This window comes from Paenibacillus sp. BT-177, from assembly GCF_025846815.2.
GTDB classification, from domain to species: Bacteria; Bacillota; Bacilli; order Paenibacillales; family Paenibacillaceae; genus Paenibacillus; species Paenibacillus polymyxa_C.
Genome location: NZ_JAOYTP010000001.1, coordinates 1,286,479 through 1,309,849 on the forward strand (window position 1 = coordinate 1,286,479; position 23,371 = coordinate 1,309,849).

Genomic DNA, 23,371 nt, shown 5'->3' on the forward strand with positions numbered 1-23,371 from the left:
CCTTCTTCGCTCTTGCAAGATCATCGTGTAACCTGACAATATCGTACACACTTCGTATATTAAGGTCACATATATCAAGACTGTGAATCCCGCCAACGTTGGTTTTGCCTGATTTTAGACTCATTTCCTTGCTCAGTGGCCTGGTAAAAGGTCTGGCCTGCTATCGAATCGGGTAAATATTGCTGCCTTACATAGTGATTCGGATAATTATGCGGATATTGATAGCCAACATGGCCGAGTTTTTCCGAGCCTTTGTAATGTGCGTCGCGCAGATGCAGCGGCACCTCGGCCGATTTTATATCGTCCATGGCCGACATGGCCCGTGAAATCGCCGTGTATACGGCATTCGACTTGGGACTTTCCACGGCGAACAAAATGGCCTGGGCAATGTTCAGTTTGGCCTCAGGCCAGCCGTTATTGCGGTAGGCCTCAAGCGCACTCACCGCTTGCACCATCGCCTGCGGGTTCGCCAGACCAATGTCCTCGCTGCTCGCTGCAATGAGGCGGCGAATAAAAGTCATCGGGTCCATGCCGAGCTTCTCTACGGCATACAGGAACCAGAACAGCGCCGCGTCGCTGGAACCGCGAATGCTTTTGTGAAAGGCAGACAGCACGTCATATTGTGTGGACTCGTCTGCCTTGACAATCGGGCGGCGGATGGATTCCTCTGCCACTTCCAGCGTCACATGAATCGTGCCGTCTGCCAGCGGAGGGGTCGTGAGCGCCGCTAGCTCCAGTGCGTTCAATGCACGGCGGATATCGCCGTTCGCCATCGACGCGATGTGGTCCAGTGCAGCTTCATCTACCTGAAGCTGCATATAGCCGAGCCCCTTGTCCGCATCGCTCAATGCGCGGCGCATAGCAGCCAGCGAATGCTCCCGGGTTAGCGCTTCAAGCTGAAACAACGTAGAACGGCTCATTAAAGCGCCGTTGACGTAGTGAAAGGGGTTTTCCGTCGTGGCGCCGATAAACACGATCGTTCCCTTTTCCACCGCAGGCAGCAATGCATCCTGACGCGAACTGTTAAAACGATGGACCTCGTCAAGAAACAGAATAGTCTTTTTGCCATACAGCGATTTATTCGTCTGTGCACGGTCAATGACTTCTCTTACATCCTTTACAGATGCTTCTACTGCATTTAGACGGACGAAATCACCTTGCGTGTGTTGAGAAATGATATGTGCCAGTGTCGTTTTGCCGCATCCCGGTGGCCCGTACAGCAATATAGAAGAAACCTGATCGGCCTCTATAGCTCTTCGCAGCAGCTTGCCTGGACCCACAACATGCTCCTGTCCAATATATTCATCCAGCGATGTCGGACGCAGGCGGTCTGCAAGCAACCGATTGTTTGGCGTTGACTCCTGGGAATATGAAAATAAGTCCATTTCATTCACTTCCTTATCATTTATGAACGAACACTTTCTTTTTTCATTGAAAACAAGTTCGCCCATACAGCTAAAAGACATGAAAATTCAATCGATCTACTGTATTAAAACGATTATAAACCGCCTCTTATTCTACCATATCGGTTAACAAGTTGCAGATAGCCTGGTCACGGTATAACTGTAGCCTTACCTGTGATTCAACTAAAAAGAAAGAACAGCCTAGGACGAAAAATGAATTTCGTGGCTGTTCTTTGGTTGACATGACCTTCAGCGTTCTAATTACTCCGTTTGCGCCTGTACGTAACTTGGAAGTGGACCGTCATGCAATAGCCACAGCTCATGCAGCGCACGGGTACATCCCACATACAACAGCTTGGCATCCCAAGTCCGTTCTCCATAATGATCCTGGTCGGCATCGGCCACAATAACTGCATCAAACTCCAGACCTTTGGACAGATATACAGGCAGTACAGACAAGCCGCCTTCATATTGCTTTTTACCACCATCAATCAAATGGACATCCAACCCCGCACTGGTGAAAACCTCATGCAGCTCTACAGCTTCTTTTAAGGTACGTGTCAGTACGGAAACAGTACGATACTCCTTGGAGGAAAGCTCTTTTAGAGCGGTAAGTAAACTCTGTTCACGCATGGACGAGTCGTAAGACACAGTACGCACCGGATCACCGCTACGAAATACCGGAACCGCTGTAATGCCGCCACGTACTCCCTGCTCCAAAATTGTATTTGCAAATTCTATAATTTCCAAAGTTGATCTATAACTCCGTGTAAGTGCAAAATACCCCGTTTGTTCAGGCACAAATAGTGATCTCATTTCCTCCCATGCATGTACACCACGATATTCATGAATTCCCTGCGATAAATCGCCCAGTATTGTAAAGGAATGCCCTTTTACGAACAAATCCAGGAGGGCGATATGAAAAGGTGAAAAATCCTGCGCTTCATCAATGACCACATGGTCAAAACGTTGAGATGATTCTACCTCATGAATCAGCACGTGAAGATACACCAACGCAGTCAGATCCTCTTCACGGATGATCTGATTTCGCAGGTCTGACTGTGTGGCCTTAAAGATGGGAGCCGGCAAAGAAGCCTTCATTTCCGCAGCAGTCTCTGCAGGTAATCCTTTAGTTGCCTGAAAAAGCTGCTTATAAAGCGTCAGTGCGTCATATTGTGGCCATTTTTTAGCATACGCCTTTTCCCGAGATCCGGCTTTTTTCTTTCGTTCCTTGAGCGCAGCCGCCGAAGGTGACTTTTTCAGTTCCATTTCAATCCAGCGATGGACTCTTGCCAGCACACGCTCCTTCCGCTTCGCGAGCGGATAGGGCTTATATTCCTCATTGAACCAATTCAAAATCTCAGTTCGCGGCAGCACCGCCCCATCCCAAGGTGAAAAGTCGCCCTCAGGCACCGAGATAGGCTCCAGTCGTTCCACAAAATCCTGAAGCAGCTTCATAAAATGAACCGATCCTTTAAATCTACCCGGCGCCTCATCCATAGATTCCGTTCTCAAGCTGCCACTTTCAAACCAATAAGATAACGTTTCGGTAGGATCTGCCAGAGGTAAATCCAGCCCCAGCAAGCCTAACGCCCAGTCTGCAAATGTACTTTGCTGAATATTTCCAACCCCCAGCTCTGGAAGTACATCTGAAATATAATCGAGAAACATGTGGTTTGGTGCGAAAATAACCATTTTGTCCGCCGACACCTGATCCTTGTATTGATACAGCAAAAATGCGAGTCGATGGAGCGCTACGGTCGTCTTGCCACTACCGGCTACCCCTTGAATAACGAGGGCTGTATTTTTAGCCGCGCGGATGATCTGATCCTGCTCCGCTTGAATGGTAGATACGATATCCCGTAAACGGTTATCCTTGTTCTCTCCCAAACGATAAACGAGAAACTCATCAGAAACGGCAGGCTCGTCACTTTCACGATTGTACGTATCAGCTACCCGTTCCAGGATTCTTTTCCGAATGACAACGTTGCGTTTCAGATACACCAAGCCCTCGACAGTTCCCTCAGGAGCTTCGTAGGACGCCGTTTCCTCACCACCTGTAAACGAATAAAACAAACTGGCAATCGGTGCACGCCAATCAATCACCAGCGGATATGCTGACGTTTCTTCACGCTCCACCCCGATCTTACCGATATAAAGCGGCTTGCGCTGACCTCTACCGCGCTCGTCAAAATCCATACGCCCAAAATAAGGCTCCTGCGAGCTTTTGGTCAAAGCCTGGCGTTTTTCCTCCCGTGCAGATTCCAGTACTTGCTCCGTAAAGTCATGCCCGGTGTACACTGGCGTATTGCGAAGCCGTTCCAATCTCCGATCAATTTCCTCCATAGCAAGCGACAGCCTATGCTGTTCTTCTTGATAGGCACTTTGAAACTTATTCTCCATTTCAGTTACCTCCTAAGAATATCAAGTCTCGATTTCTGCATCTCATTCACTTGCTCCGATACAAAAAAAGGAAAGTAAGCGTAACACATTTGAACACAAAAATCCAACCTTATTTCCTAATACGCCCAATTCCCTACTCTTTCACAAAGTATGGAGCTTTTCTCCCATCTCCACAAACTGCTTTTGAGCCAGCTCGCGGTACACCTGATGGTTCTCTAATAACTCGGTATGGGTTCCTGCACCCGTTACATTGCCCTTGTCCAGCACGATAATTTGATCGGAATGGACCACCGTAGACAATCGGTGTGCAATGACAATTGTCGTACGCCCTTCCATCAAGTTCGCTAGTGCCTTCTGCACCTCATGCTCGGACGAGCTGTCCAGGCTAGAAGTAGCCTCGTCCAGCATGAGGATATCAGGACTGCGAAGAAGCGCACGCGCAATGGCGATCCGTTGTCGCTGCCCGCCGGACAGCTTCATTCCCCGCTCCCCTACCTCCGTATCGTAGCCTTGAGGTAGATCCATAATAAATGTATCCGCATACGCCATCATGGCAGCTCGTCTGACTTCTTCCAAATCAGCTTCGCGCCCCAAGCCATACGTAATATTATCTCTAACCGTTCCGGTCATCATCGAGCTCTCCTGTGATACATAACCAATCTTCGAGCGCCAGGAGGACAGTGTATATGACGATATCGATTCGTCTCCATAACGAATTTCCCCTGTATCTGGCACATAAAAGCGCTCTAACAATGAAAATAAGGTGGACTTTCCACTCCCGCTTGGCCCTACGAATGCTGTCGTCCGGTTAGCCGGAATGACCAGGTTTGCACGATGAAGAACCTCTTCACCTTCAGTATAGGAAAAAGCGACATCACGAAATACAATATCTCTGCTCTCTTTTGACGCTTCCTGCTTCAATTCAAGTGGTTCCTCTTCATGATCTAAAATAGTCTGAATTCGTTCAGTGGCACCAACTACCTTTTGCAGACGTGAATATAAGGTCGTGAATTGGGCCATCGGTGTAATCACCTGAAACAGTAGCAAAATAAAAGCCACTAAATCCCCTGCGGTCAGTACACCCGATGCAACGCGAACACCACCAACACCCAATATAATAACGAGCACCGCAGTCAGCAAAAAGGTAGAAATGGGACCTACAAGGGCCAATATACGCGACTCCTGCAACCCGAAGCGGAACATACGGTAAATGCGATCCTCCCCGGCCTGTGCCTCTCTGCTTTCCGTTCCATAGGCCTTCACCAGCCTGATTTCGCCGATAACCTGACTCAGCACAGAGGTCAGATCTGCCATCTCATCCTGCTGTTTTTTGGAGATACGATACATTTTTCTGCCTACCGGAAATAAAATCAGGGCTGTTAGCGGAACAATGGTCAGAATAATGAGCGTCATCACCCAATCCAGATAAAATAACAACGCAATACCACCAATAATTGCAATTACATTAGAGATCAGATTAACTAGATACTCGGTAATTAAGTTCATAATCAGGCTTGTATCATTGGTAACTCGACTCATCGTATCTCCTGACCGATTTCGATCAAAGTAAGGGATAGGTAGAGATAAGATTTTATGCCATAAGCGTTTGCGCAAATTAGCCACTATTTTGTGCCCGGCGTAGTTCAACATATAGATCGAAACTGCCGAAGCTACCGCTTGAAGCACAAAAGCGCCAAGCAGACCAATAATGACCATACGGTTCAATGAAGAAAAGGTTAAGCCATCGATCAACCCTTTGGTCATCATCGGTACGATTAAACCAGCAATCGTCTGAACCAGGGTCAGTATCAGGGCGATGATCAGAATGGCCTTGGGTGGATGCGCACTCGCAATCAGTTTGATAAACCGACCCATACCTGCCTTGTCCGGCCTTTTACCTGGCTTTTCCTTCATCCGATCTTCCTGCTCATCTTGTCGCCCATGTTGTTCTTTTTCCATAAACCATCAACCTCGCTTCCTGTCTGACCATTCTTGTTCAAACAACAACACCCGCGCTCTGCGCGGGTATGAACAGTACAACCTATCTTCGAGTTTACTACACCAGAGAATGAAGCACAAAATTAGCCACAAACAGTATAGAAATGATATACAACGCGACAGGCACTTCCTTGCCCCGTCCTGCTGCCAGCTTGGCTACGGGGTATGCAATAAAACCAAATGCCATCCCATCTACAATACTGTAAGTAAAGGGCATCATCACCATGATCAGAAACGCAGGAAACGATTCGGTAAAATCACTGAAATCCATCTCTCGCACATTTTGCACCATTAGGCCCCCGATAATGATTAATACAGGCGCAATGGCACTGTCAGGAATATAAGCCAACAATGGAATAAAGAAAAATGTGGCTCCGAATAAAATTGCTGTTACCAGCGGTGTCATTCCCGAACGTCCCCCTGCGGCAATACCAGCTGTAGACTCCGCAGCGGCTACCGCGGGACTGCTGCCCAGAATACCAGCAAAAATATTGGTCACAGCCAACACACGCAAGCTATTCTTAAAAGAATCCGGTCTTCTAATCATGTTGGTCTGTGCAGTAATCATTCCAACATTCTCGAACAGCACAATCAGTAACAGCAAAAAAACGGCGATCCAGAAGGCTACTGAGACGATGCCTGAAAAAGAAAGTTCTCCAAACAATTGCCCGTACTGTCGTACTGTTTCAGAGGTTCGCACCGTGCTTGCCGGCTCTACAGCCCCCAGTACGTATGCAAGCCCGGTTCCTGCTAAAATGCTGATCAGCAAACCTCCCTGAACGTTACGCACAAATAATACAATAGCGAGCAGTAATGTTACACAGGCTGTAATCACCTTAGGATCATTAAAATGACCAATAGCCACAAAAGTCGTTTGATGTGCAATCACGATCCCGCTTTTTTGCAAGCCGATAAAGGTTAAAAACAAACCAATGCCCACCGTAATTCCATGTTGCAAATTGTGGGGAATCGCCTGGCTTATCAGCTTGTACAATGATGTAAATGCCACAATGGCGAATATCACCCCTGTGACGGCAACCACCATCAACGCTTCCTGCCAGCTCAGCTTCATGGAATGTACGAGCGTGTAAGTGAAAAAGGCGTTAATCCCCATCCCTGGTACAACGACCATGGGAGACTTTCCGCCAAAAGCCATCAGCAGACAGCCGATCATCGAGGTCAGCAGCGTCCCGAGCATTGCCCCTTGAAGAGGGATCCCGGCATCTGCCAAAATGGTTGCATTAACCATAATAATATATACAACGGAAAAATAAGAAATGGCACCCGCGGCTAATTCCTTTTTCCAATGGTGCTCGGGCTTGAAACCGAGACTTCTGGACCATAGCCCATCCTTCATACCAAAACCCTCCAGCAAGTTGTTCAATCTGTTTGCAGTAAGCTGCTTTTTTCAAAACAAAAAGAGCTGTAGCCTACTGTGACACCAAGAAGTGATGCACAGAACTACAGGTCTTAGGTTGAAACATACTACTGTAAATCTAACGAATGTACTGTCATGCTACATTTCAAGCTTATACACCAGCGTGCTCTAACAGGTCCTTGACAGCTACGCTGACCATTATCAATCCTGCTACCGGAGGTACAAAAGCATTGCTTGCAGGTGGTTGCTTCGCTTTCCGGATTTCAGGTGCGTTGGCAGGTACAATTTTTTTGGTAATTTCTTCACGCGGCTTCATTGGCTCCTCATCAGAGAATACAACCTTGACGCCTTTGGTAATACCTTCTTTGCGCAGCTTGGTGCGGATGACACGGGCAATCGGGTCCATTCTTGTCTTGGAAATATCGGCAACTTGAAAACGGCTTGGGTCCATTTTATTCGCAGCACCCATACTGGAGATCATCGGAATTCCCCGTTTCAAGCATTCTTTAATCAAATGAACTTTGTAAATAATCGTATCCGAAGCATCCAGCACATAATCCAGATCGTACTTGAATAGCTCCTCATATGTTTCTTCCGTATAAAACATGTTCAGTGCAATTGCTTCACATTCAGGATTAATCAGCTTCACACGTTCTACCATCAGATCAGCCTTTTTTTGACCTACTGTTGTCGTCAGCGCATGAATTTGGCGATTAATATTGGTAATATCTACGACATCCTTATCAATCAAAATAATGCGTCCAACACCCGTCCGCGCCAGCGCTTCCACTGCAATCGAACCGACACCGCCGATACCCAATACAGCTACCGTGCTATTTTTCATAACCTCCAGACCTTCCGTCCCGATGGCCAGTTCCGTGCGTGAAAATTGATGCAGCATATGGTAATCCTCCCTCACTGGTTTAAACTCTATGCTTGAACTCCAGCATACAAACCACGAACCCATTATCCATAAAAGGGTAACGGGTTCAAGGCATTTTATAATCTATTTACATGCCAACAGATGGCAACTTGCACTTGCAAAATCCAACGCTTGTTTTAAGCTTTAGGTGCAACAGGCTTCGGAGCAAGACGAATATGAAGCTGATCCAATTGAGCTTGATCCACTTCGGCTGGTGCATCCATAAGCAGGTCTGTCGCGCTGGCCGTTTTCGGGAATGCAATGGTTTCACGCAGATTTGTACGACCTGCAAGCAACATAACAAGGCGGTCAAAACCGAAGGCAATACCACCATGTGGAGGCGTACCGTATTCAAATGCATCCAGCAGGTAACCGAATTTATCCTTCACTTCTTCAGGCGGCAGGTTGAGCGCTTTGAACATTTTCTCCTGAACTTCACGTTTGAAAATACGCATCGAGCCGCCACCCACTTCGTAGCCATTCAGCACGATGTCGTAGGCCTGAGCACGAACTTGACCTGGATCTGTGTCCAAGAGGGCCAGATCTTCTTCCTTCGGACGAGTGAACGGATGGTGCTCCGCTACATAACGTTTTTGTTCTTCGTCATAGCCCAAAAGCGGGAAGTCTACGACCCAGGCAAATTTGAATTTGTTATCGTCGATAAGCCCCAAATGACGGCCAATTTTCAGACGAAGCGCGCCCAAAACATCAGCAACTACTTTTTTATTATCCGCAGAGAACAGCAACAGGTCGCCTTCTTCGGCTCCCGTACGCTCTTTCAAGGCTTCGATTTCTTCCGGTGTGAAGAATTTAACGATAGGCCCCTTGAATTCGCCTTCTTTCACTTGAATCCAAGCCAAGCCCTTTGCTCCATAACGTGCTGCAAAAGGACCCAGGTCATCAATGTCCTTACGGCTCCACGTGCCACATCCTTTGGCATTAAGGGCTTTAACTTCGCCACCCTTTTCAATTACGGAAGCAAATACTTTTACCCCACTGGTTGCCACGATATCATTGACATTTATCAACTCAAGACCAAAACGCAGGTCAGGCTTGTCAGAGCCATACTTGTCCATTGCCTCTGCATGTGTAATCCGTTGGAACGGTGTTTCCAGTTCTACCCCAACTGTTTCTTTGAACAATTTCACCATAAGACGCTCCATCATAGGCAGCAAGTCATCCTGTTGCATGAAGGAAGTCTCAATGTCGATCTGCGTAAATTCAGGCTGGCGGTCAGCACGCAAATCTTCATCACGGAAACAACGTGCCACTTGGTAGTAGCGCTCCAGGCCGCCTACCATCAGCAATTGCTTGTACAATTGTGGCGATTGCGGCAAGGCAAAAAATTCGCCTTCATGCACTCGGCTAGGCACCAGATAGTCACGTGCGCCCTCTGGGGAGCTTTTCGTCAAAATCGGTGTTTCCACTTCAATGAAATCTTCACCGTCCAGGAAGTCGCGGAATACTTTTGCTGCTTTGGAACGCAGTTTCAATGTCTGATGCATTTCCGGACGACGCAGGTCCAGATAACGGTATTTCAAACGCAGCGACTCGTCTACTTCTACGCCATCTTCAATGAAGAACGGAGGTGTTTTGGATGCATTCAATACTTCGATTTCTGTGACACGCACTTCAATTTCACCTGTAGGCAGGTTCGAATTGATCGTTTCTGCATCACGTTTAACAACGGTACCAGTAACCTCTAGCACATATTCACTGCGAACACGGTCCGCAATTTGCAGTGCGTCACCGGAATAGGCCGGATTAAACACGATTTGTACAATTCCGCTACGGTCACGCAGGTCTATAAAAAGTACGCCCCCTAAGTCACGACGGGTCTGTACCCAACCGTTCAATGTAACTGTTTCTCCGATATGCGCATGAGTCAATGCGCCGCATTGATGACTCCTTTTCATAATACACACTCCTGTTAGGTTTAGTAGTTAATGCTATATGGACAGCCAGAGGGAAACTCCCCCTGACTGATGTTGCATCACGTTTTTTATCCTAATTCTTCCACCAACTGATCCAACTTAACGGTACGCTGCTCGCCGGTTTCCATGTTTTTCAGTGCAATTTCACCTTTAACCAGCTCATCGTCACCCAAAATCGCTGTATATCTTGCTTTAAAACGATCTGCCGATTTCATCTGCGCCTTCATTTTACGCCCCAGATAATCTCGCTCTGCGGAAAATCCAGCTTGACGCAACTTGAACAGTTGTTTGGTCACTTCCGTTTCTGCCGCCTCACCCAATGCCACCATATAGATATCCAACGGTTTGGCTTCGTTCAATTTGACACCCTGATGCTCCAAAATCAGCTGAATTCGCTCAAGCCCAATACCAAAACCAATGCCCGGCTGATCCGGTCCGCCCAGATCTCCAACCAATCCGTTGTATCGACCGCCTCCACCAATCGTATCAATAGCACCAATTCCTTCGGCTTTGAACTCGAATGCTGTCAGCGTATAATAATCCAGCCCCCGTACCAAGCGCGGGTTCACTGTATATTCCACGCCCATCGCATCCAAATTTTGCTTCACTTTCTCAAAGTGAGTGCTGGATTCCTCATCCAAACTATCCAAAATTGAAGGTGCCCCGCCAAATTTGTCTTGATCGTCTTTACTATCCAGCACTCGCAATGGATTACGCTCGATGCGCGCTTGGCTCTCCTTGGTCAACGTATCCTTAATGGGCATCAGGAAGTCCACCAAATGCTGTCGATAAGCTGCACGGCTGGCAGCATTACCAACGGAGTTAATTTCTACCTGTACTCCTTTTAAGCCCAGCTCTCGGCAGAATTGATACCCGAAAGCAATAACTTCTGCATCCAGCGCCGGGTCCATCGCCCCGAATGCTTCAATGCCAAATTGATGAAACTGGCGCTGACGCCCAGCCTGTGGACGCTCATACCGGAACATCGGGCCAATGTAATACAGTTTGGTCACATCCGGCTCACCATACAGTTTGTTCTCCACATAAGAGCGGACAACCCCTGCTGTTCCTTCTGGACGCAAAGTCATGCTGCGCTTTCCTTTATCCTCAAAAGTGTACATTTCCTTTTCCACCACATCGGTCGTTTCACCCACACCCCGAACGAACAAATTCGTTTGTTCAAACATCGGTGTACGGATCTCACGATAATTAAAGCGGCGGCTAATTTCGCGGGCTTTTTCCTCGACCACTTGCCATTTTTCTACACTTCCTGGCAGCAAATCCTGTGTTCCCGTCGGTTTTTGAAAGGCCATTTACGTATCCCCCCGTCATTATATTTCTTATTTGTGCGCTCTCTACTTACTCCACTTTCAATATAAAACAAAAAATCCCTCGCCCTGTTATTATTAACAGGGACGAGGGATTGTCGTTTACAAATCACCCGTGGTACCACCCACATTCCGGAGTTTACCCAGACCACTGGCATAAAAATGACTCAGTGTCCGTCAGCATTGCACTGACTCCGCTCATACGTATAACGCCCGTAACGCGCAGTACGGCTATTATGCAGGATGGTCTGCTGTGTTTGGCATATGCCACGCATTACTCAGCAAAGATTCCTCATTGTTCGCCGCCTGTTCTCGGGGAGGTCATTCGTCCGCTCATCAAGGGAATTTTTACAGCCTGGAAATTCCTCTCTGCGCTTGTGGGTTCGGAGTACTTGGTCCCGTCATCAAATCATTTTTCATTATTTTATGATTTTAATGAACTGCTTCGACAAAGTCAAGACATTCCCCCTAGAATCAGACAAATAAGTCTTATAAAAAGAAAATAACCTGCGGAAACGGTCCGCAGGTCTAAAAGATATATCAAAAGGGGGTCATGCTGTTATTATAAACAACGAATATTAAGGAATGATGTTTCGAATATTACAATTGTATTACAGCCACTCTAGTGTGGCTAATTTCCTCGTGTATCGACAATCTTGTGACACTCGCTTCCTTTTTAATCCAGATGCGCCACATATGCACGATTGGAACGGAGCTTATAAATGATCTCATCATAATCGGCATCATTTACCTTGGCGGACAATACATACCGTAATTCATCATGATCACCGTTAATATACACATCTGTCGCACGGAGCAAACCTCCGTCATGATTCGTTGTTCCGCTTCGATCCTCATTCAGATCCCTTTGGGCTGCGCCATAGTTAACCTCGTCTTTCTTTGCATCTGGTAGAATATTTTCGCCATAAGCCCCTGCGGCTGGAATTACCGCACCAGCAGAACCTCCTGTGCTCACAGAGCCAGTATTGTTATAGGGGACCAACGGAATTAAAACCCTCGTCTCGCGACCGAGCGCCTCATCCAGAGCACCTACTTCCAAATGTTCAGTTCTATAAGCCTGAAGCGAAGCTCTGGCGCCCTCAGCTTCATCTTCCGTGCGAAAATAAGCCTGAATCTGTTTAGCCATATCAAATCCTCCTCGTATGGGAATTGTACTGGCATAAATTTACGGAAGCATTCACGGTTAAATTACAATGCCTTTAACAACTCACGCACAAAAGCAGGCTCATCCTTAGGGGTTCGAGACGTAATAAAGTTACCGTCCACGACCGCCTCTCGATCCTCGAAATGAGCACCTGCGTTAATCAAGTCATCTTTCAATGGAGGATAGGCTGTAATCGTCCGACCTTGTAGCAAATCGGCACTAGCCAAAATCTGCGGCCCGTGGCAGATAGCGCCAATCGTTTTTTTGGACTCATTCATTTCAGTTACAAACTTCAGAACATTTGCATCCAAACGCAGATTTTCCGGAGATGATCCACCAGGAATAACAACTGCATCATAGTCACTTGATTTCACATCTGCAATGGCTTTTTCAATAGTGTAGCTTGCTTTCCCTTGCTTACCGTTCACTTTTTCACCTTGCTTCAGTCCAATAATATCTGCCTCATGTCCAGCCTTTTTCAGCTCATCATAGGGGACCTTCATTTCAGAATCCTCAAATTGGTCAGCCAACAAAAATGCAATTTTACTCATTATCGTTCAGATCTCCTTTCCGGTTATCCTCAGAGCGAGTTTAAAGTAAGGGTTGTTTGTCTATCACGCTTTGTTATTACCCGCTCGATCTGTGTTTATAACAATTTTCAGCAGTAAAAAAAGAAAAAGGAGCCATTGGCTCCTCACTGATTTACTGCTACATAATTATTTTAGATCTCTTAATAGCCGCTTTAGGCAACACGTCGTTAATGCTGCATTTACCATTGAATTCCCGTTGTTACCTTCGTGGCAGGGCACCGAGTCCTGGCTTGTCCATAGCTGTAGCAACATGCTGTAATAACGCATCTGCATTACGGGTAAGGCTGATTGCCTCTCGCATACTCCCAGGATAAAGCAACATCGCGCTTCGATATCCGTCCATTTTTGGGGTCTGACGCATAGCTTCGTCTCTCCTGTCACCCTTAAGGCTTTCCAGATGGCTACTCACCAACCGGGATGACATTAGGGTCCCTCTAAACGGCTATTTTATTCTCTTCTGCTCAAGTTCTCAGATCATACCAAGAATGGATACCTAAGAACGCTCGCTATCCAAAATCAACGTCACTGGACCCCAGTTGGTCAAGGAAACATCCATCATAGCTCCAAAAATTCCGGTCTCGACCTCCAGGCCCTTGGCTCGAAGCTGACTGTTGAAGAAATCATACAGTTTCTCCGCTTCCTCAGGTTTGGCCGCTCCCATAAAGTTGGGCCTTCTTCCTTTACGGCAGTCACCATACAACGTAAATTGGGAGACAGACAGAATGGCCCCGCCGACATCCAGAACACTGTCGTTCATTTTGCCTTCAGCATCTTCAAATATACGCAATCCCGCTGTTTTATCCGCCAAATAAACGGCATCGGCTGCCGTATCTCCCTGACCAATACCAACCAGCAGCATTAATCCAGTTCCGATTTTGCCGACCACCTTTTGATTCACCGTTACCTGAGCGTCTTTACAGCGCTGAATAATGATCTTCATCGCCTATCCGCTACTCCTTTACTTTTCCCCTTAAAAGTTGCTCACAGCCGTATCACGGCTCTTACAGCCATCTATGAGCCTTGTGCCCAAAATGTATTACAAAGGCTATACAAATCTGTGTGTACACCTAACAAATTTATTGCATAATCCGATGCACGGTGTATACATCCTTCACCCGTTTGATCCGTTCGACAACAGAATGCAAATGATCCGTGTTACGAATAAGAATTGTAATGTGAATCATTGCCATTTTATTTTTATCTGTACGTCCTGTCACGGCCGAGAAGCTAGTTTTGTTCTCAGAAATGGCCTGGAGCACCTCGTTCAGCAAACCATTGCGGTCATGTCCTGTAATCTCAATATCGACGCTATAATTGACCTCGGCTGCTTCTTCCCACTCAACTTCAATCACGCGCGCCTGATCTTCGCCCACACCCGAAGGAATATTCGGGCAATCGGTACGGTGCACAGATACGCCGCGCCCGCGTGTTACGTAGCCGATGATGTCATCACCCGGTACGGGATTACAACATCGTGCAAAGCGAACGAGCAAATTGTCGACGCCTCTGACGCTGACACCGTTGGTCGGTGTTTTTTTCCGTTCGCCCTGCGGTTTGTACTCCTTGACCTCGGTCGTCAGTTCGATTAGCCGTGCCTCTTCTTGTTCCTTGCGCAGCTTCTCTGTCAGACGTGTACAAACCTGCGCTGCGGTTATACCGCCAAAGCCAACCGCAGACAGCATATCTTCAGAATCATTAAAAGAGAACTTTTGTGCCACATCCTGAAGTTTGTCCTCGCTCATCCACACGGAAGGCTCAATATCACGCTTTCTTAGCTCACGTTCCAGACTTTCGCGGCCTTTTTCTACATTTTCCTCACGCTTTTCTTTCTTGAACCATTGCTTGATTTTACTGCGCGCGTGAGAGGACTGAGCAATTTTAAGCCAGTCCTGACTAGGTCCATAAGAGTGCTTGGACGTCATAATTTCCACGATATCGCCAGTTTTTAGACGATAATCCAATGGAACAATTCTTCCATTTACCTTAGAGCCAATCGTTCGATTTCCAACTTCGGTATGGATACGGAAAGCAAAGTCCAGCGGAACCGATCCAGCCGGCAACTCAATGACTTCTCCCTTAGGTGTAAAGACAAACACAAGGTCTGAGAAAAAGTCCATTTTGAGTGATTCCACAAATTCCGAAGCATCCTTCGCCTCGTTTTGCAACTCCAGAATTTCTCGGAAAAAGGTGATTTTGTCCTCAAAGTTTGTGTTATTTGCCCCGTTGTTTTCTTTATAGGCCCAATGGGCGGCAATCCCGAATTCAGCAGTGCGATGCATATCCACTGTGCGAATTTGTACTTCTGTAGGCTCTCCATTAGGACCTACTACGGTCGTATGGAGGGACTGATACATATTAGCCTTAGGCATGGCGATATAATCCTTAAACCGCCCTGGCATCGGTTTCCACAACGTATGGATAATCCCCAGTGTGGCATAACAATCTTTAATGTTATCCACAATAATTCGAATCGCCAGCAAATCGTATATTTCATTGAATTGCTTGTTTTTCGTCGTCATCTTTTTAAACACACTGTAAATATGTTTAGGACGTCCAGACAAATCAGCCTGAATACCCATCTCTTCAAGCTTCTCTCTGATACGCTGTATGACATTATCAATAAATTGCTCGCGTTCTGCCCTCTTCTTATGCATCAAATTAGCGATGCGATAATACTGCTGAGGATTCAGATAGCGCAAAGCAATGTCTTCCATTTCCCATTTAATCGCTGAAATACCCAATCGGTTTGCAACCGGACAGAAAATTTCCAACGTTTCATAAGCGATTCGACGCTGGCTTTCTTCCGATTGATATTTCAGGGTACGCATGTTGTGCAGACGATCTGCCAGCTTAATGACGATGACACGAATGTCCTGCGCCATGGCAATAAACATTTTTCGATAATTTTCGTTCTGCTGTTCTTCCTTGGAACGGAACTGGATACGCTCCAGCTTCGTCAGACCATCGACAAGCATCGCACATGTATCGCCAAAATGCTCGCGAATCTGCGCCAAAGACACCGTCGTATCCTCCACAACGTCATGTAAAAGAGCGGCGATAATGGAGATGGTATCCATCTGCATATTAACGACGATATCAGCAACCGCAAGCGGATGCAGAATATAAGGTTCACCGGACTTACGAGTCTGGCCGGAATGGGCCTGCTCGGCAAAATCATAGGCGTCCCTGATGCGGATAAGATCTGCTTCTCTGGTATAGGCCCCGGCCTTTTTAAGTAATTGCTCTATCCCCATTCTGCTCTATTCCGTGTCCTTTCTATGCAAAATGGAACCCGCCGATCAATGTCGCGCAAAGGTTCCCTTTTAAAAGTGATTTCCTACAATTATGACGCTTAGCACGCCACACGTCAACTATTACAGGTTTGGCACTGTCGCATTATTTTGTCACACATGGATAAGTAAAATCAGAATTGTTGTCGAAATGAAACGAATTATATTGAAAAAATTACGAAAAGTAATTAATGTATATAAGAATAATTGAAAGAACTAAGGAGTGAACTGCGTTGCAACGCGAAATTCAAGTTAATGAAAAGCTTCCAGCAGGACCTGGGATCCTGCTCAGCGTACAGCATTTGTTTGCCATGTTTGGCAGCACCGTGCTGGTGCCCAATATTTTTGGCGTCGATCCCGGCATGATTTTGCTCATGAACGGTATCGGAACATTGTTGTACATATGGATCTGCCGTGGCAAAATCCCTGCCTATCTCGGCTCCAGCTTCGCTTTTATCGCTCCTGTCAGTCTTGTGCTTAAAAGTAACCCTGGCAGCAATGGCTATGCAATGGCCCTGGGTGCTTTCATCGTTACAGGTATTATTTTCTGTCTCGTCGCACTGGTAATTAAATACGCCGGGACACGTTGGCTAGACATCGTTTTTCCACCAGCTGTCATGGGATCAATCGTAGCCTTGATTGGTCTGGAACTGGTTCCGGTTGCTGCAGGCATGGCAGGCATTATTAATGCCGATCCTACTAAAGCCTGGACGCCAGATCCCAAAACGATCACCCTTTCCCTCGTTACGCTCGGTGTTACTGTTCTGGGTGCGGTGTTGTTTCGCGGATTTGCCAAAATCATTCATATTCTAATCGGTATCGTGGTGGGCTATGTGCTTGCTTATTTCATGGGTATGGTCAATACGCAGGCTATTGCGGACGCTCCTTTGTTCGCTCATCCCGCAATTACCACTCCAACCTTTAATGCCTCGGCTATGCTGACGATTCTTCCGGTTGCTCTGGTCGTCATCGTAGAGCATATTGGTCACTTGCTAGTGACGAGCAACATCGTCGGACGTGAGTTGTCCAAAGATCCTGGTCTCCACCGCTCTTTGCTGGGTAACGGGATTTCTACCATCATTTCCGGTTTTGTTGGTTCTACACCTAATACGACTTATGGTGAAAATATCGGTGTTATGGCATTAACTAAAGTGTACTCTGTATGGGTTATTGGCGGAGCGGCTATTATTGCCATTCTGTTGTCCTTCTCGGGTACGTTCTCAGCGATTGTTTCTAATATTCCGTCTCCAGTTATGGGTGGCGTATCCTTGCTATTATTCGGTGTGATCGCTGCCTCTGGTCTTAGAATCTTCGTCGAGCAAAAAGTTGATTTCGCCAAGCCAACTAACATGCTGCTCGCCACCATCGTGCTTGTGGTCGGAATCAGCGGTACTACGCTCACTTGGGGTGCGGTCACCTTGAAAGGTATGGCCCTGGCGACAATCATCGGTATTATTCTGAGTTTGTTCTTCAAGCTGGTTGATGTGCTCGGCTGGTCGAATGATAAAACGCAGGAACCTTTAACTGAAAAAACACCAGATTAATATCTATTTTTCAATTTTAAAACGCCGCTCCATGTTAGTTATGGATGAACACGCTCAGGCTGTATAGACAAGCGTGTAAGTATCCTTCTTACATGGAACGGCGTCTTTTTATGCACGGCTTTTTTATTTATTTTTAAAATAAGATATCACACACGAAAACGGGATACGACCTGATTAAGCGTATCGGAAACACCTGTAAGCGACTTGGCAGAGCTATCCAGACCTTTCAGGTCCTTTAGCTGCCGTTCGGATCGTTCCGAGACTTGGCCTGTACGTTCAGCTGAAGCTTTCGCAATGTCTGCAAGATAACCAATGGAGGCTGCAACTTCCTCTGAGCCTGCCGACATTTCTTCAGAGGCAGATGAGACCTCCTGCACTTCTATCGCCACCTGCTGAATATCTTGATTCATCGCAATAAAACGTTCTTCCACCTCACGTAAAATAGATACGCCTTCATCCATCTCCAGAGCCCCCTGCTGCATTCCTTCCAAAGCGAATTTGGTTTCTTCCTGCATGGATCGGATTCGACTTGTAATTTGCTCCGCAGACTCGCTTACGTTTACGGCCAGCTTTCCGATTTCTGAAGCCACTACAGCGAACCCTCGGCCATGCTCCCCAGCACGAGCGGCTTCAATGGAAGCATTCAGCGACAGTAACTTGGTCTGCCCACTAATATCCTGAATCATTCCAATAATGCTGCCAATTTGAGCGGACCGCTCATTTAACGAGCTTACTACCCTGCCTGCCTCATCCATAGACATTTTCGCTTTATGCATTCCTTGGCTGACCACGTTCAACCGTTCATTTCCTTGTTGTGCCTTATGTTCAATCTCAGTGGTAGCCTCGGATACATGCTGTATAGATTCAGCAATACGCTGTATGCCAACAGCCATTTCTTCCATCGCAGTCGCACTTTCTGCTGCTGCGGCCAACTGAAGCTCTGCCCCTTCCTTTACCTGCGCCAGTTCTCCTGCATTATGGTGCGCATCTTTAGTCGCTCCGGAAATCTCCTGAGATATTTTTAAAGATACACCTGAGATTACACCTGACTCTTCGCTCAAGCGTGATGCCATTCCTCTGGTTGCAACAATCACCTTATTGATCCCATCAGCCATTTGGCCAAATTCATCTTTACGATGATGTGGTAATTCAACGGTATAATCACCAAGTGCCATACGATTGGTCATCTGCCTAATTTTTTTAATCTCTTTGATCATGCCTGAATTGTTAATCAATACCGCTCCCATAATTAGTAAAATACCTATAACACTAACAATCAGCAGAAGTTTAAGCATTTCATTCGCAGAGCGATTCAAATCCGATTCTGGCAGTAATACACCAATTTTCCATCCGGTTTGTGGGAGTGTTTCGTACATTATCCGGTAGTCCTCATTATCAATGTGTATGGATAGTTGTCCAGACATACCACTTTGAATAGATTGTGCTGCTTCCGCATTCATCGTGTTTTTTAACGGCTCGCCTGCTTTTAAGGACTGAAGACCGGATGACAGAATGGCTCCATTCTTATCCACTAAGATCGCACTACCTTGAGTACCAAACTTCATTTTTTCAATATACGTCTGGATACTCGTCATGTTTAGGTCGCCTGTAATGACACCTAATAGTTTCCCCTCCCTGTCGTAAAATGCTTTCCCTGCCGTAATCATATTGATGTTCAGCTTGCTATCGTAAAAAGGCTCTGTGAAATTTATATCTTTACCACGTTCCACGGCTTCTGTATACCAAGGCTGCGTTAAATAGTCATATTGCGGATCGTCATATTCAGTCGATTGCTTGACTAACTCGCCGTCTCTATGCACATATATTGAACGGTATGTCACTCCTGGATCATACGCATCTTTAGCAAAATAAATCCCTAACCCGTAAGTCATATCATTTAATGTCAGCTCTTGTTCAAAGAGTCGTCCATAGCCCTCAATGTTCATTTCTGTTCCCAGTTGTTCCGCACTCTTAGTCAGCATCGAAACAAGCAAAGCATGACGATCTACGTTAGCTGCAATATCTGCTTGAGCCCTCGACAAGGAATGAGCAGCATTTTGGCTTATTTCCGTATCCAGCTTCTGTTTGGCAAAAAAATAAGACAAAAAGTTGATTAAAATCAGCGTTATAAGTACTAACGGAACCAAGGTAGAAAGTGTCCGTGCTTGTAAACTCTTAAATTGAAATATACCCAATGTATATCCACCTCTGTTTCTTTTTACACTTTTATCGACATTTATTTTATTTTTTTATAACTATTTTCCAATAAAAACCGTGGTAATTTGTTACAATAAGATAATCCAATTTAATTACAATCAAAAAATAGTCCGATGGAGCAACTCTTTAGATAAAGAGATGTTCCATCGGACTATTTAGGCAATCCATGTATAAATATTTCCCGGGAAACCCCGGTTTCTAAACACTTAATACTTAATTAAGGTGAATACGTCTACGTCAGGTAGCTTTGCCCGTCCGTTGAGATCGGACAGCTCGATAAGAAAAGCAGCCCCTGCCACATTGCCACCAAGTTGGCGTACCAAGTTAACGGATGTAGCGATGGTTCCACCTGTAGCAAGCAGATCATCAGCAATCAGAACATTTTGCCCCGGCTCAATCGCATCCTTATGCATAGCCAGAGTATCCTTACCATATTCCAAACCGTATGCTTCCTCAATGGTTTCTCCAGGCAACTTACCACTCTTACGGATGGGAATAAAACCAACACCAAGCGCATAAGCCAGAGGTGCACCGACAACGAATCCACGTGCTTCCGGACCTGCAATCAAATCAATTTTTAAATCAGATACCAGTTCCTTCATATCGTTGATTGCCTTACGATACAGTTCACCATTTTTCATTAGGGTCGTAATGTCCTTAAAACTAATCCCTGGTTGTGGAAAATCGGAAATCACCCGAATATATTCTTTGTAGTCCAACTTAGTTCCTCCTACTGTAAACTTCTAATTAGTATATACATTTTACAAAACTGCAAGGTAGTATCTCAAGACGCACCCTTCATAAGCGACATGATCCAACTCGTCATCTGGGTGGTGTCTGCATCCAATAAGTACCGCTCTATCTCAGCCATATTATACAATTCCTGATAGCGCGGAGAAGCAGTTAAATCCCGCTTGGGCGGATTGGATACAAAACGAAATTGACCATCTGTACGCGTCAAAAACTCAAGATCCTCGAAGATATCCAGTACTTTGGATAACATGCGTACTGAACAGGAGCACTGCCGGCTAAGAGCAGGTAGCATTGCCTTTTCGTCAATTAGCTGTGTTCCCTTTCGGGAAAGCACAATGTAAATACGCTTAAACAGCTCCCTATCGGGGCTTACGAGCCGGCCGCCACGCTCACTGATCGAATGAAGAAGAAATACATTCTCCACATTCTCAAAGGTAGACCATAAGGCATGAAACTGCTCGGGTGTATCTGGCGGCTCCAGTACGAACAGCGACTTCACAAAGTGCTGTGTATCTTTTTGGCCATCACTGGGAGTAACGCTGCCATCTTTATCGTATAACCATAAGGATTCAGCGCTCACGGAGCTCGATGGCCGAAGCCTGGAAGACGGATGGATCAACACCGCAACATCATTCTTTCTTTCCTCTAAGCTTGGATGGAAGATCCTCAGCCCTCGCTCCAGTTCGGCAAGAGGGTCCGATACTCCACGATAATCAAATATTTGCGGAGCCTGTACACGAATATCCTGCATCATCAGCTGGAGTGAACGTTTACCGTTCCACTCGTTAATTGATAATTCGCCCAACAGATCTATGTCCGTTTGCTGCTGTAAAAAATCAGCCAAATCGCCACGTCGGAAGGCAATCGCATCCAGCGATAAACCGTTCTGCTCCAGCAATAGCTTCACATGGTTTTTCTCACGTCCCATTTTACGAGCTTCACGCAATTGAAGTCCCTGTAATACGAATCGTGGAGAAGGATTTCCCATCCCAAAAGGCTGGAGCAATTCCAGTTCTTCAACCACTTGTAAAGATACCTCATCCAGACGGCAGACCATATCGGCCTCAGCTATAGGGATAAAATCTTCCGGTGTCAGAATGGAACCTGCATAGCGGTTTAGCCGCTCTTCGAATAATTCCAGATGGTCACGGGACAGCGTCATCCCCGCTGCCGAAGGATGTCCACCAAAATGCTCCATAAGCTCATGACAATCTGTAAGAGCACTGTAAATATCCAATGCAGGAATAGAACGAGCAGAGCCTTTGCACATGCCTGTCTCCGTATCTATGCCCAGAATAATGGTCGGACGATAATAACGATCCAATAGCTTGGATGCCACAATTCCGACGACACCAACATTCCAGCCCTCACCAGCCAGAACAATAACAGATGGAAGCTTGCCTCCATTTAGTTTGGATGCTAATTGCTGCTCGGCTTGCTCCACAATGCGTTCGACCACTTGTTGACGCTCACGATTGAGCAGATCCAGTGCATGCGCAAGTTGGTCTGCCTCCTCCTCTTTTTCTGTCGTCAGCAGAGAAACCGCTCGACCCGCATGATCTAGACGCCCGCTCGCATTAATCCGTGGAGCCAATGCAAATGCGATGTTGACCGAAGTTACTGTGGATATCTCCACGCCCGCTACATGAAGCAACGCTCGAATCCCTGGAAATGCGGATTTTCTCATGGATTGAATCCCTCTACGTACTATCGTCCGATTCTCACCATGTAGTGGCATCAAATCAGCTACCGTACCAATAGCAGCGATTTCGAACCATTCCTCGGGTACTTCACTCAACAGCGCCTGAGCTAGCTTCAGGGCAACACCAACGCCTGCAAGACCTTTAAATGGGTAGGGACAATCCGGTAGCTTCGGATTGATCAAAGTATAAGCCTCGGGAAGCACAGCAGGCGGTTCATGATGGTCAGTCACAATCACATCGATCCCTAAGGAAGTCGCATAAGCAATTTGCTCTACTGCACTAATTCCCGTATCCACTGTAATGACCAGCGTAACTCCCTGCTGATGTGCCCAGTCCAGAGCATGATTGTGCAGACCATATCCCTCATTGGAACGATGGGGGATGTAAATATCATAAGATGCCTTCAGAAAACGCATAAGCTGAATCATCAATGATGTACTGGATACGCCGTCCGCATCATAATCGCCATAGATTAATATATGCTCGCCGCGCTCCAGAGCCTGGCGAATTCTCGGCACGGCCTCTTTCATGCCAAGAAGCAGAAATGGGTCGTGTACATCGTCCACACTTCCGTACAAAAAGCGGTTTGCTTCCCCGGCCGTAGTGACGCCCCGGTTCACTAAAAGCCGGGACAACAATGGTGAAATCCCCAGCTCTTCTGTTAACGGCTGAACCGCTTCCAGGTTAACATCCGGGGTCTTCCATCTGTACTGCGAATGAAGCAATCCTATTCACCTTTCTTT

General features: G+C 46.5%; 16 protein-coding genes. 1 reads left to right on the forward strand and 15 read right to left on the reverse strand.

Annotated features, from left to right (window positions below):
• Nucleotides 1-74: 74 nt before the first annotated feature.
• The 12 genes from OIU26_RS05875 to OIU26_RS05930 form a co-directional block, all read right to left on the reverse strand.
• Nucleotides 75-1,385 (reverse strand): replication-associated recombination protein A, encoded by a 1,311-nt coding sequence (locus tag OIU26_RS05875; RefSeq protein WP_264216221.1) that lies wholly within the window; start codon nucleotides 1,383-1,385, stop codon nucleotides 75-77.
• A 279-nt stretch (nucleotides 1,386-1,664) separates the two neighbouring features.
• Nucleotides 1,665-3,806, reverse strand: coding sequence for a UvrD-helicase domain-containing protein (locus tag OIU26_RS05880; protein WP_264216222.1), 2,142 nt, complete (start codon nucleotides 3,804-3,806; stop codon nucleotides 1,665-1,667).
• A gap of 141 nt (nucleotides 3,807-3,947) precedes the next feature.
• On the reverse strand, nucleotides 3,948-5,765 hold the full coding sequence (locus tag OIU26_RS05885) for an ABC transporter ATP-binding protein (RefSeq protein WP_264216223.1): 1,818 nt from the start codon (nucleotides 5,763-5,765) through the stop codon (nucleotides 3,948-3,950).
• Nucleotides 5,766-5,862: 97 nt separating this feature from the next.
• Nucleotides 5,863-7,161, reverse strand: a complete 1,299-nt coding sequence (locus OIU26_RS05890) for an NCS2 family permease (RefSeq protein ID WP_264216224.1) — start codon at nucleotides 7,159-7,161, stop codon at nucleotides 5,863-5,865.
• Between the two features lie 172 nt (nucleotides 7,162-7,333).
• Nucleotides 7,334-8,083 (reverse strand): tRNA threonylcarbamoyladenosine dehydratase, encoded by a 750-nt coding sequence (locus OIU26_RS05895; protein ID WP_016819123.1) that lies wholly within the window; start codon nucleotides 8,081-8,083, stop codon nucleotides 7,334-7,336.
• A gap of 158 nt (nucleotides 8,084-8,241) precedes the next feature.
• Entirely contained in the window at nucleotides 8,242-10,020 is a 1,779-nt protein-coding gene (gene aspS / locus OIU26_RS05900) for an aspartate--tRNA ligase (RefSeq protein WP_264216225.1), read from the reverse strand.
• Nucleotides 10,021-10,106: 86 nt separating this feature from the next.
• On the reverse strand, nucleotides 10,107-11,351 hold the full coding sequence (hisS, locus tag OIU26_RS05905) for a histidine--tRNA ligase (RefSeq protein WP_013372628.1): 1,245 nt from the start codon (nucleotides 11,349-11,351) through the stop codon (nucleotides 10,107-10,109).
• Between the two features lie 691 nt (nucleotides 11,352-12,042).
• Nucleotides 12,043-12,513: a hypothetical protein gene (locus tag OIU26_RS05910; protein ID WP_264216226.1), complete on the reverse strand. Its 471-nt coding sequence runs from the start codon at nucleotides 12,511-12,513 to the stop codon at nucleotides 12,043-12,045.
• 62 nt (nucleotides 12,514-12,575) lie between these two features.
• Nucleotides 12,576-13,082 (reverse strand): type 1 glutamine amidotransferase domain-containing protein, encoded by a 507-nt coding sequence (locus OIU26_RS05915; RefSeq protein ID WP_013372630.1) that lies wholly within the window; start codon nucleotides 13,080-13,082, stop codon nucleotides 12,576-12,578.
• A gap of 238 nt (nucleotides 13,083-13,320) precedes the next feature.
• Entirely contained in the window at nucleotides 13,321-13,482 is a 162-nt protein-coding gene (locus OIU26_RS05920) for a hypothetical protein (RefSeq protein ID WP_264216227.1), read from the reverse strand.
• Nucleotides 13,483-13,614: 132 nt separating this feature from the next.
• Nucleotides 13,615-14,061, reverse strand: a complete 447-nt coding sequence (dtd, locus tag OIU26_RS05925; protein WP_013372633.1) for a D-aminoacyl-tRNA deacylase — start codon at nucleotides 14,059-14,061, stop codon at nucleotides 13,615-13,617.
• A gap of 136 nt (nucleotides 14,062-14,197) precedes the next feature.
• Nucleotides 14,198-16,375, reverse strand: coding sequence for a RelA/SpoT family protein (locus tag OIU26_RS05930; protein WP_264216228.1), 2,178 nt, complete (start codon nucleotides 16,373-16,375; stop codon nucleotides 14,198-14,200).
• Nucleotides 16,376-16,644: 269 nt separating this feature from the next.
• Here OIU26_RS05930 and uraA point away from each other — a divergent pair, with 269 nt between their 5' ends.
• Nucleotides 16,645-17,955, forward strand: coding sequence for a uracil permease (gene uraA / locus OIU26_RS05935; RefSeq protein ID WP_017427785.1), 1,311 nt, complete (start codon nucleotides 16,645-16,647; stop codon nucleotides 17,953-17,955).
• 146 nt (nucleotides 17,956-18,101) lie between these two features.
• Here the strand turns inward: uraA and OIU26_RS05940 are convergent, their stop codons facing one another.
• The 3 genes from OIU26_RS05940 to recJ all read right to left on the reverse strand — a co-directional run bounded on the left by OIU26_RS05940 (nucleotide 18,102) and on the right by recJ (nucleotide 23,353).
• The gene (locus OIU26_RS05940; protein ID WP_264216229.1) at nucleotides 18,102-20,150 is read right to left on the reverse strand and encodes a methyl-accepting chemotaxis protein; all 2,049 of its coding nucleotides are present in this window, start codon (nucleotides 20,148-20,150) and stop codon (nucleotides 18,102-18,104) included.
• Nucleotides 20,151-20,378: 228 nt separating this feature from the next.
• Nucleotides 20,379-20,891 (reverse strand): adenine phosphoribosyltransferase, encoded by a 513-nt coding sequence (locus tag OIU26_RS05945; protein ID WP_013372637.1) that lies wholly within the window; start codon nucleotides 20,889-20,891, stop codon nucleotides 20,379-20,381.
• A 65-nt stretch (nucleotides 20,892-20,956) separates the two neighbouring features.
• Entirely contained in the window at nucleotides 20,957-23,353 is a 2,397-nt protein-coding gene (gene recJ / locus OIU26_RS05950; protein WP_264216230.1) for a single-stranded-DNA-specific exonuclease RecJ, read from the reverse strand.
• Nucleotides 23,354-23,371 lie beyond the last annotated feature (18 nt).